Source organism: Mesorhizobium sp. M7A.F.Ca.CA.001.10.2.1 (assembly GCF_003998575.1).
Lineage (GTDB): Bacteria > Pseudomonadota > Alphaproteobacteria > Rhizobiales > Rhizobiaceae > Mesorhizobium.
The window spans coordinates 1-975 of record NZ_RZQY01001129.1; the positions used below are offsets into that span (position 1 = coordinate 1).

Sequence of the window (975 nt, forward strand, 5' to 3'; positions counted from 1 at the left end):
GCTTCCATCCAGCGCGCCAAGAAAGCGATCATGGCCATGGCCGCTGACGGCTAGCCCAGACCGGCTAATTACGGCAGCTGGGCAAGCAAGGTGGCGAACACCGGTGTCAGTTCAGCGATGGGGTTTGCCTTGGCGCAGGCCTGAACGATGCGGTCGTGGCGAATATCCGCCGCCAATATCGCGATCTCCAGCATATCCGGCTCCGGTGCACCGTCGCTGCCGGTGGTCGCCAGGCCGCAGGCCAAAGCGAGCGGCGCCAGGCAGCTTATGTCGAGCGCCCGGCCGGCAATCGCGGCCGGCGTTTCCGGCACGGTCTCGGCAAAGCGAACTGGACGCTGGCTGAGGCACTCGACCAGCAGCGCCGAACAGATCGCCGCGATTGCCTGCAGTCCGGCGCCTGGCGTGGCCAAGGCGGCCAGGAGGTCGCCATGCCGCTTGCGCATCGTGGCATGGACGGCCGCGAAATCGGCTTCGTGGATGCGGGCATTGTCGATGTTCAGGCCGGCAAGCACCGCCTTGGTCAGATAATACATATCGCGCCGGAACAGGCGCTCCGCGCTCAGCTGGCGATCCTCGTTGCCGATCGGGAAATAGGTGCCGAGGCCCTTTACCGTCGTGCCGTCCACCTTGATCGGGCGCTCATGCGGGACGAAAGCTTCAGCGATCGACAGCGCCTCGTCGACGGCACTGGCGGCATGGCTGAGCAGGCCTTCGATGCCCTTGCCCGGAAACGGCGGCAGATGGCTGGTTGCTTCGCGCAGGATGCTGGCATCGCCGCTGCCGTCATGGCGGCTCTGGCGGATGATTTCGCGGACTTCCCGCAGCCGATCCTTCAGATTGACGCGGACATCTTCGGAGATTTGTCGGAGCATCGCAGATCGCCTTGAAATTTGCTGCGGATAGCCGCCAACCGGGGCAGCCGCCACTCTCTACATTGTTCCTATCGATTGGTAGATCAATAGGCGATACTAGACC

1 protein-coding gene is annotated in these 975 nt (G+C 63.9%); it reads right to left on the reverse strand.

What is annotated here, in order from left to right; all coding sequences use genetic code 11:
- Window positions 1-68: 68 nt before the first annotated feature.
- Window positions 69-872 (reverse strand): hypothetical protein, encoded by an 804-nt coding sequence (locus tag EN964_RS35620; protein ID WP_127277531.1) that lies wholly within the window; start codon window positions 870-872, stop codon window positions 69-71.
- Between the last annotated feature and the right edge of the window lie 103 nt (window positions 873-975).